Here is a 7,840-nt window from a genome sequence, read left to right on the forward strand (position 1 = left end):
CACCAGCGCACTTCCGACGAAGGGGGGCATTAGCCTCGACACGTGGCGCGACAGTGCGATTCGTCCCCTGAGGACACCCCCGACCCCATCCCTGCAGCAACCAACGCGCAGGGCCCCTCCGGCCTCCTCGACGCGGCCCCCGGGCCGGTCCTCCCGCAGGCTCTGCAGACCCTGCTCGGAGCGCACGAGGTGGCCTGGGCCGACCCGTCGGCTCGGCACGCTGACGGACGTCGCAGCCGAGCCCTGCTCGACCGCGCTCGCGAGGTTCTCGCGGACGGCCTGGGTGTGCGCCCTGACGAGGTGACCCTGCACGCCAGCGGCGATCAGGCAGCGCGCTCGGCGCTGGTCCTGCTCTCTCGTGGTCGACGGCGCCGGACGGGCCCTGTCGTCGCCTCGGCGGTCGAGCACTCCTCCCTCCTGCGGTGGCTGCGGGCCGGCGAGACTGCCCCGGTGTCCGTGCCGGTCTCCCTCACCGGCGCCGTCGACCTCGCGGCCTGGCGAGAGTCCATCGACGCCCAGACCCCCTTCGCGGTCCTGCAGTCCGCCAACCAGGAGGTCGGGACCCGCCAGCCCGTCGCGGCCGCACGCGCGGCGACCCGGGAGCACGGGGTCCCGCTCCTCGTCGATGCCCGCGCCGGACTGGGCCGGGATCCCGTGCCCACCGACTTCGATGTCCTCGTCGGTGACGCGACCTCATGGGGCGGGCCCGGGCTCGGCGTGCTCGTCGTGCGCACCGGCACCCGCGTCTCCCCGCACCACCCGCCGAGCCCGCACGAGGGCGGCTTCGCCCTCGACCCCGTCGACGTGCCCACGGCGCTGGCCGCAGCCGAGGCCTGGCAGCAGACGGCCGCCCGGCGCGATGACGAAGGGGGCGACGCCCGGCTCCTCGTCGAGCGGATCCGAGCCACGGCCGGCGCGATCGAGGACGTGGACGTCGTCGGCGACCCGCAGGACCGGCTGCCGCACGTGTGCACCTTCTCGGTGCTCTACGTCGACGGCGAGACGATCGTGGACGCGCTGGCCCAGCGCGGGCTCGCGGTGGCCTCGGGCTCGGCGTGCACCGCTGACACCCTCGAGCCGAGCCATGTGCTGGCGGCGATGGGCGCGCTCACGCAGGGCAATGTGCGCATCACCCTGCCGCTCGAGTCCGTCGCCCCGGGCCGCGCCGATGCGGTCGACCGGCTGTGCTCGCTTCTCGACGAGGTGGTCAGAGGGGCTCGGGCCCGGATCGCAGCGGGTCACTGACGGCCAGCGCTGCCCCGAGGTCGAGCGGAGGTGCCTGGAGCGCCCCGGCCAGCCGGGCGAGGTACTCCCGACGGTGGATCTCCTCGATGCCGAGCGTCTCCAGGTGCGGGGTGCGCCACTGGACATCGATGATCCGTCGCTGATCGCGGTCAGCGCCCACGAGGCGGTCCAGGGCGACCACGGCGGCCTTGGACGCGTCCGTGGCGTGGTGGAACATCGACTCGCCGGCGAAGAGCCCGCCCACGGCGATGCCGTACAGGCCCCCCACGAGGGCACCCGTGCCGTCCCGGACCTCGACGCTGTGCGCCCAGCCGAGGGTGTGCAGCTCGCTGTAGGCGGCGGCAACGTCGTCGGTGATCCAGTACCCCTCGCGGGTCGGATCCGCGCAGGCCGACAGGACCGCCTCGAAGTCCTCGTCGACGGTCACCGTGAAGGCCCGCAGGGAGCGCCGCAGGGACCGGCTGATGTGCACGCGGCCGGGCCGGAGCACACCACGCCAGGTCGGGCTCCACCATCCCATCGGTGGGGACCCCCCTTCGCCCAGTCCCATGGGGAAGACCCCGTGGCGGTAGGCGGTGAGGACCGAGGACGGGTCGAGCCGGCCACCAACCCCGACGACCTCGCCGACCTCACGGGGTGCGCCCTCGGCCGACTCGAGACCGGCGCGCAGGTAGCCGGCCCAGAGCGGCGACGCGCCCGTGGGCTCGATCGGGGGGAAGGGAGGCCGGGTCACGTCGACCGTCGGGCCGGGATCAGGGACGCGGGCAGGTGATGTGCCCGGCGATGAGGTCGGCGCTCTCCCGGCCGTAGGCATCGGCGAGGCGCTCGAAGAAGCGGGCGGTGCCCAGCTCGTACTCCTGGGTGCCGACCGTCTCGATGACATACGTCGCGAGCATCGAGCCGAGCTCGGCCGACTCGCGCAGGGGCAGACCTTCGCTGATCCCGGTGAGGAACCCGGCGCGGAAGGCGTCGCCGACCCCGGTCGGGTCCGCCTTGGTCACCTCGCGGGCGGTCCCGACGACGATCGGCTCGTCGAGGTCCTTGCCGGTGATGCGCACGCCCTCCTTGCCCAGGGTGGTCACGCGGTAGGTGACGCGGGAGTTGATCTCCTCCTGGGTCCAGCCGGTCTTCTGCTCCGTCAGGTGGGACTCGTACTCGTTGGTGATGAGGTACTCGGCGCCGTCGACGAGGTCCCGGATCAGCTCTCCGTCGCCGAAGGCCAGCTGCTGGCTGGGGTCGGCGACGAAGGGGATGTTGCGGGTGCGGCACTCACGGGTGTGGCGGCGCATGGCCTCCGGGTCGTCGGGCCCGACGAGCACGAGGTCGAGGCCACCGACGCGAGCCGCGATGGGTGCGAGCTCGATCTCGCGGGCCTCGCTCATGGCGCCGGCGTAGAAGGTCGCGATCTGCGCCATGTCGTCGTCGGTCGTGCAGACGAAGCGGGCAGTGTGCTGGGTCTCGGAGACCCGCACGGACTCGCAGTCGACGCCGTGGCGCTCCAGCCAGCTGCGGTAGTCGGCGAAGTCCTCACCGACCGAGCCGACGAGGACCGGGCGCTGGCCGAGGTTGGCCATGCCGAAGCAGATGTTGGCGGCGACTCCCCCGCGACGGATCTCCAGCTTGTGGGCCAGGAAGCTCACGGAGATCTTGTCGAGCTGGTCGACGACGAGCGAGTCGGCGAACCGACCCGAAAAGGTCATCAGGTGGTCGGTGGCGATGGATCCGGCGATGGCGATGGGCACCGGGCCACCCTACAGAGGGATCGTCACGACGAAGGGGGCGTCCTCACCGTGGTGAGGACGCCCCCTTCGGGCTCGAGCCCTGTCGATCAGCTGAAGCTGTCGCCGCAGGCGCAGGAGCTGCCCGCGTTGGGGTTGTCGATGGTGAAGCCCTGCTTCTCGATGGTGTCGGCGAAGTCGATCGTCGCGTCCGTGAGGTACGGGGCGCTCATGCGGTCGACGACGACCTGAACTCCACCGAAGTCACGCACGAGGTCACCGTCGAGCGAGCGCTCGTCGAAGTACAGCTGGTAGATCAGGCCGGAGCAACCGCCCGGCTGGACGCCGATGCGCAGGCGCAGGTCGTCGCGACCTTCCTGCTCGAGCAGCGACTTGACCTTGCCTGCGGCGACGTCGGTCAGGACGATGCCGTGGGTCTCGGTAGCCGTCTCGGCAGCGCTGTCGGGGGTGGTGGCCTGGGTGTCCTGGACGCTCATGCGATGTCCTCACGACTCGGGGTTCTTGTCCGTGACGGAGCCCGCCACGACGGGGTCAACATGCGCGGTGCGCGGGTTGTTCCCGTCCATCCACCATACGGCAGACAGCCGTGGGTCAGCGGCGGGGTGACCACGTCACGGCCACTCTCTCGGCGCGAGCGCGCAGGGTCCCGACCGGGTCGGCCATCGCAGCCTCGACGTCGGCCGCCCGATCGGCGACCGCATAGGTCCCGCTCAGTCCGAGCGCCATGGCCTCACGACGACCGATGAGGACCTGACCGGCGAGGGCGATCGCGGGGGTCGCGTGCCCTGCAGCCAGCTGGGCGACCCCTGCCACGACCTTGCCCTGCAGGCTCTGCCAGTCCAGCGCGCCCTCACCCGTGATGACGAGGTCAGCCGCTGCGACGAGGCCCGACATCCCGACGGCCTCCAGGACGATGTCCACGCCGCTCACCCGGCGGGCCCCGAGGAGCATCAGGCCGTACCCGACCCCGCCGGCGGCGCCCGCCCCGGGCTCCCGGTCGAGGCGTCGCTCGCGGCCGCTCAGCAGGTCCGTCCGCGGCGGGAGCACGCGACGCACCTGGTCGGCGAAGTGCCCCACCGCACCCTCGAGCACCTGTGACTGCTCGGGCGAGGCTCCCTTCTGCTCCGAGAAGACCGCGCTGGCTCCCTGCAGCCCCAGCAACGGGGAGGCGACATCCGTCGCGGCGACCAGCTCGACCCCGGCGAAGCGCTCGCGGGTCGCAACCAGGTCGGCGAGGTCGCCCTCGCGGGTGGCGATGAGCCCTGCTCCCCCGCCCCCCAGCACGTCGCGCGGACCGGCACCCAGGGCCGCGAGCATCCCTGCCCCGGCGTCATTGGTCGACGAGCCACCCAGACCGACCACGATGCGGTCGACACCCTGGGCGAGTGCGGTCTCGAGCAGCTCTCCGAGGCCCCACGTGCTGGTCAGGCCGGGGTCGCGCTCGGGGACCTCGAGCAGGTGCAGGCCGATCGCTTGGGCCGACTCCACCCAGGCGGTGCGTCGGCTCCCTTCGTCGGTGGTGATGTGCAGGGCCGCCGGGACGGGGCCACCACGCGGGCCTGCCACGGTCACGATCGAGGACTCGCCGGGCACGCTCGCGGTGAGGACGTCGAGGAATCCCGGTCCCCCGTCGGAGAGCGGGACCACGGTGAGCAGGTCGTCCGGCGCCCACCCGCGCCAGCCCTCGGCCATCGCCTCCGCCGCCTGGGTCGCGGTGAGGGTGCCGGTGAAGCAGTCAGGGGCGATGATCACGTGCACATGTGGACTCTACCGAGCCGCTCGGGATGGCTGTGGGAGCATGCCACCCGTGAGCGCCACGACGCAGTCCTCGCCGAAGCCCCTGTCCCTGCTCGTCCTCGGACAAGGCACCGACCCGCACTCCGAACGGGGTGTGGAGTGTCCCGGCGACCTGCCGGCACCGTCCGACCCCGGTCTCGTCGCCCGCGCCCGCGCGGCCAAGGATGCGCTCGGCGACAAGGTCTTCGTCCTGGGGCACCACTACCAGCGCAACGAGGTCATCGAGTTCGCCGATGTCACCGGTGACTCCTTCAAGCTGGCCAAGGAGGCCGCGGCCCGGCCGGACGCGCCGTACATCGTCTTCTGCGGCGTGCACTTCATGGCCGAGTCGGCCGACATCCTGACCAACGACGAGCAGACCGTGGTCCTGCCCGACCTCGCAGCCGGGTGCTCGATGGCCGACATGGCCGCGCTTCACCAGGTCGAGGACTGCTGGGACGAGCTCGTCGAGGCCGGCGTCGCCGACGTGACGGTCCCCGTCACCTACATGAACTCCTCCGCCGCGATCAAGGCCTTCACCGGTCGCCACGGCGGGACGATCTGCACCTCCTCCAATGCCAAGACCGCGCTGACCTGGGCCTTCGACGAGCAGGGCGGGGTTGAGGGCGAGGGCAAGGTCCTCTTCCTCCCCGACCAGCACCTCGGCCGCAACACCTGGGCGCGCGACCTCGGCCGCGACCTCGACGACTGCGTGGTCTGGGACCCGCACCAGCCGATGGGCGGCCTGACGATCGAGCAGATCCGCAACGCCCGGATGATCCTGTGGCGCGGGCACTGCTCGGTGCACGGGCGCTTCTCGGTCGAGGCAGTGGAGACGGCGCGGAGGGAGATCCCCGACGTGCGCGTCATCGTGCACCCGGAATGCCGACACGAGGTCGTCTCCCTCGCTGACGAGGTCGGCTCGACGGAAAAGATCATCAAGACCGTCGCCGCCGCTCCCCCTGGCACCAAGTGGGTCGTCGGCACCGAGCTCAACCTCGTGCAGCGGCTCGGGCAGATGTTCCCGGAGCAGGAGATCAGCTTCCTGGAGAAGAACGTCTGCTACTGCTCGACGATGAACCGCATCGACCTGCCCCACCTCGTCTGGGCACTCGAGTCCCTCGTCGAGGGGCGCGTGGTCAACCCGATCGTCGTCGACACCGAGGTCGCGCACTGGGCCAAGGTCGCGCTCGACCAGATGCTCGCGCTGCCGGGTGAGACCTCGAAGGACTGAGTACGCGGCGGCCCACTGATGAGGCCCCGACTGCTCGGTGGAGGCCCCGACCGCTCGGTGGAGGTAAGCGCGCGGACGATTCCTCGGCGAGTCGGCGTCCACTCGTACCCCCCTCCCCTGAGTGGAGGTAACCGCGCGGGTGAATCGTGGGCGAGTCGACTGTCAACCAGCACGGCGCACACCGCCGGACAGCCGAGCGTGCGCGGTCACGACCTGCCGCATGAACTGCTCCTCGGCAATCCTCAGGCCGAGCAGATCGATGCGCAGCACTGTGTCCCCTTGGATCGAGAGGGCGTTCTGCCGCAAGTTGTCGTCCATGACCGCGAGCCCCCACCGGTGGCCCGCTCCGTCGATCTCGCCCACGAGGCCACACTCCCAGCGCACGTCGAGATAGATCCGTCCACGTGCGCCGTGCCGGATGACCTGACGGCTGGGCTCGGGCAGTCCGTACTGCCGGCACACCACGGCGAAGTCGAGCTCACCCAGCGCTTGCGCCCCAAGCGCGATGTCGCCTGCCACCCGCGCGATGAAAGCCCGCCGGGTCCGGCCCCTCACCATCTGGGGCGCCTCAAGAATCTCGGTCCCCATACACAGTCGCTGCTGCACCGGCATGACCATGACCAGTGCGGCCTGACGATCGGAGACGGCCCAGTGAGCTGCCCGGACCGCTGCCGGGGCGGGCCTGACAGTCGGTAGGTCGCCGCGCAGGGGCAAGGACTCCGGTCTCGAGCGCACCTTGTGCACGACGACGCCATCGACTGGCCGGACGGCGGCCGTGTGAGGGACGGACACATGGATGGCGTCGTCCTTCCATCGCTCCAGTCCTGACTGTTGCAGCGCGGTCGGCCCATCGAGTACGGCGATACGCTCGCCGACCTCCCAGACCGCGCGCCATCGTCGAGCCAGTGTGCTCAACTCGCCGGTGTGCGTCGCTATGGTCCAGCGTCCGTGCGCAACCCAACGTCGCTGGCGCACCTGCAGCCGCACCTCGTCGCGGCTGATGCCGAGCTCGCGAAGCCGGCGACGGCTGAGGGCGCCGCCATACGAGGCTGCGGCGGCCATTGCGGTGTCGTGGATCCCCAGGATGCGTGCGTCCATCGCCCCATCCCATGGCCACGACGGTGACGAAGGGAGGGACGTGGTCGGGTTGTGTATGACAACCCATGCCACGGCGAGCTTGGGGACGACGGCGCAGGAAGCAGCAGCCTCCCCCCTTCGCCGGTTGGAGGGCTGCCGGTGGATGTCGACTCGCGGATCATTCCTCCGCGCGCTTACCTCCAACGAGTCCTCGAGGCCGCGGGTGGATGTCGACTCGCGAAAGAATCGTCCGCGCGTTTACCTCCACCGGGCGTGCGCGTCAGGCGTCGCGCGAGGCACGTCGAGCGACACTCAGGCCGAGCGGACCATCCCGGACTCGTCGAGCAGCGGGTTGTGCGCCACGGGGACCCGCTCGGTCTCGCTCGGGGCGGTGGGGGCAGAGCCACTGCCGAAGGGGGACCCACCGAGCGACTCGCGGCCGTGCGGCTCCAACCAGTTGGAGTAGTCCGGGCCCGCGGGAACGATGGCCGTGGGATTGATGTCCGTGTGGACCTCGTAGTAGTGGCTCTTGATGTGCACGAAGTCGGTCGTGTCACCGAACCCCGGCGTGGTGAAGAGGTCACGGGCGTAGGCCCACAACACCGGCATCTCGGAGAGTTTCGACCGGTTCGCCTTGAAGTGCCCGTGGTAGACGGGGTCGAAGCGTGCCAGGGTGGTGAAGAGCCGGACGTCGGCCTCGGTGATGTGGTCACCCATCAGGTAGCGGCGGGTGGCGAGACGCTCCTCGAGCCAGTCCATCGCGGTCCAC

General features: G+C 71.0%; 8 protein-coding genes. 2 read left to right on the plus strand and 6 right to left on the minus strand.

The genetic code is table 11. The features are described 5' to 3' along the window. The first annotated feature begins 42 nt into the window (after window positions 1-42). A complete protein-coding gene (locus JLI01S_RS13620; RefSeq protein ID WP_245634630.1) occupies window positions 43-1,245 on the plus strand; it encodes a cysteine desulfurase family protein in 1,203 nt (400 codons plus the stop codon). On the opposite strand, the gene aat is transcribed toward JLI01S_RS13620, so the two are convergent. The 4 genes from aat to JLI01S_RS13640 all read right to left on the minus strand — a co-directional run bounded on the left by aat (window position 1,208) and on the right by JLI01S_RS13640 (window position 4,736). Further along, the gene (gene aat / locus JLI01S_RS13625; protein ID WP_245634631.1) at window positions 1,208-1,978 is read right to left on the minus strand and encodes a leucyl/phenylalanyl-tRNA--protein transferase; all 771 of its coding nucleotides are present in this window, start codon (window positions 1,976-1,978) and stop codon (window positions 1,208-1,210) included. The genes JLI01S_RS13620 and aat overlap by 38 nt on opposite strands. A gap of 19 nt (window positions 1,979-1,997) precedes the next feature. Then, complete coding sequence (locus JLI01S_RS13630; protein ID WP_068265543.1) at window positions 1,998-2,987, minus strand: carbohydrate kinase family protein; 990 nt, start codon at window positions 2,985-2,987, stop codon at window positions 1,998-2,000. 86 nt (window positions 2,988-3,073) lie between these two features. Further along, the gene (locus tag JLI01S_RS13635; RefSeq protein WP_174521325.1) at window positions 3,074-3,460 is read right to left on the minus strand and encodes a HesB/IscA family protein; all 387 of its coding nucleotides are present in this window, start codon (window positions 3,458-3,460) and stop codon (window positions 3,074-3,076) included. A 115-nt stretch (window positions 3,461-3,575) separates the two neighbouring features. Further along, the gene (locus tag JLI01S_RS13640) at window positions 3,576-4,736 is read right to left on the minus strand and encodes a glycerate kinase family protein (RefSeq protein WP_369407382.1); all 1,161 of its coding nucleotides are present in this window, start codon (window positions 4,734-4,736) and stop codon (window positions 3,576-3,578) included. Window positions 4,737-4,782: 46 nt separating this feature from the next. Here JLI01S_RS13640 and nadA point away from each other — a divergent pair, with 46 nt between their 5' ends. Further along, a complete protein-coding gene (gene nadA / locus JLI01S_RS13645) occupies window positions 4,783-5,994 on the plus strand; it encodes a quinolinate synthase NadA (RefSeq protein WP_068265547.1) in 1,212 nt (403 codons plus the stop codon). A 162-nt stretch (window positions 5,995-6,156) separates the two neighbouring features. Here the strand turns inward: nadA and JLI01S_RS13650 are convergent, their stop codons facing one another. Continuing rightward, window positions 6,157-7,056, minus strand: coding sequence for a hypothetical protein (locus JLI01S_RS13650; RefSeq protein WP_169797334.1), 900 nt, complete (start codon window positions 7,054-7,056; stop codon window positions 6,157-6,159). Between the two features lie 327 nt (window positions 7,057-7,383). Continuing rightward, the coding region (locus JLI01S_RS13655; protein WP_174521326.1) for a glutathione S-transferase C-terminal domain-containing protein at window positions 7,384-7,840 on the minus strand (457 nt) is incomplete at its 5' end.

The organism is Janibacter limosus NBRC 16128 (assembly GCF_001570985.1).
Lineage (GTDB): Bacteria > Actinomycetota > Actinomycetes > Actinomycetales > Dermatophilaceae > Janibacter > Janibacter limosus.

Bases quoted from the DNA above. Each gene is read 5' to 3' on its own strand.
- JLI01S_RS13635 (WP_174521325.1), bottom strand. From the start codon at position 3,460: ATGAGCGTCCAGGACACCCAGGCCACCACCCCCGACAGCGCTGCCGAG.
- nadA (WP_068265547.1), top strand. From the start codon at position 4,783: ATGCCACCCGTGAGCGCCACGACGCAGTCCTCGCCGAAGCCCCTGTCC.
- JLI01S_RS13650 (WP_169797334.1), bottom strand. From the start codon at position 7,056: ATGGCCGCCGCAGCCTCGTATGGCGGCGCCCTCAGCCGTCGCCGGCTT.